Below are 1,391 nucleotides of genomic sequence, written 5' to 3'. Positions count from 1 at the left end.
GAGGTTGATGCCGACGGTTCCGGCGGGTGCTGGGGTGTGGGGGCGGTGCCGGAAGCGTTCGGGGTGGGCGTTGTAGTAGCTCTGCTGGGTCCGGTGGCGTTGGTGCCAGCGGTGGCGCCAGGTGCCGTTGTGGACCTCGTCGGGAGTGAACAACGCGATCCCGGAGTGTTTGTGCTGGCTGTTGTACCAGGGCACGTAGCCGGTCAGGTGGGCGCGGGCGTGGGCCAGGTCGGTGAAGGTGCCGGGGTAGTTGGGCCGGTATTTCATGGTGCGGAACTCTGATTCGGAGTACGGGTTGTCGTTGGAGACCCTGGGCCGGTTGTGGGTCTGGGTGATGCCGGCGTCGGCGAAGAGTTTCTTGAGCGTGTTGGAGCGCATCGCGGGCCCGGAATCGGCGTGCACCACTCGTGGTGTTCCGTGCTCGGCGAAAGCCCGCTGGAACATGTCTTTGGCGAGGTGGTCGGCTTCGCGGTCCTCGACGCGCCAGGCCACGATTTTGCGTGAGTAGATGTCGATGACCGAGTAGGCCTTGAACGCGGCACCGCGCCACGGCGAGTGCAGGTCGGTGATGTCCCAGGACCAGACCTGACCGGGCCCGGTCGCTTCCAGCACCGGAGCCTGGCGCGGGGTCTTGGTGCCGCGTCGAGTCGGCACGACCGGACGCACGGACTGGTCGGCGATCTCGGCGGCGACGCGCCACCACGATCGCCGCGACCCGAGCATCACGCCGTTGTCCCACGCGGAGGCGAAGGCATGATCGACCGAATGGCCGGCCGTCCAGGCCGCGGTGATCCTGGCCGCGATCACGCGCCGATCAGCCGCCGGGATCCTCGACCGGTAGGCCCGGTGTTTGTGCGGCACCGGATCAGCCACCCGCTCACGCGGGCTGGTCCGGTAATGCCACGTCGAGCGTGACACCCCAGCCAGCCGCAACGCACGCCGCTGCGAGCCCAGCAAACCGGTCAGCGCGACAACCAGCTCGTTCTCACCGGTCAGGAACTCGACCGATCGCTGCTGGCCGGGGCATCGCCGGGCTCGTGCTCGTTCAACGCATGCAAGAGCCCGATAGCTTTTCCCAACGCATCATTGGTGCCTTCCAGCTCACGAATCCGCGCGCTCAACTTCGCCACCTCAGCCTCATGCGCCGCACGCTCAGCCGCCCGCGCCTTGTCCAACGCCGACCGCTTACCCGCAGGAACACTCATAACCCCACCTTCTCGCGGAACCAGACCCCGGTCGAGATCACCCTCGAACACCGCATCCCGCCACCGCTTCAACCGGTCATACGACACACCCTGCGCAGCCAGCCACGACCGCTTCTGCCCATGCGGCTGCACCCCATACTCATGCACAAACTCCCGAATCTCCGCCGCCGTGAACCCCACACTCAC

At 66.9% G+C, this 1,391-nt stretch carries 2 protein-coding genes; both read right to left on the bottom strand.

All coding sequences use genetic code 11. The annotated features are described in order from the left end of the window. Positions 1–873: DDE-type integrase/transposase/recombinase (locus ACFFGN_RS36020; RefSeq protein ID WP_380057758.1), on the bottom strand; the 873-nt coding region annotated here is incomplete at its 3' end. Between the two features lie 119 nt (positions 874–992). After that, positions 993–1,391, bottom strand: a 399-nt coding sequence (locus ACFFGN_RS36015) for a hypothetical protein (RefSeq protein WP_380057755.1), incomplete at its 5' end; no start/stop codon positions are given.

Source organism: Kribbella deserti (assembly GCF_042434725.1).
In the GTDB taxonomy this organism is placed as follows: domain Bacteria; phylum Actinomycetota; class Actinomycetes; order Propionibacteriales; family Kribbellaceae; genus Kribbella; species Kribbella deserti.
The sequence above is the reverse complement of the archived record's forward strand: the minus strand, read 5'-3'. Positions and strand labels throughout refer to the sequence as shown.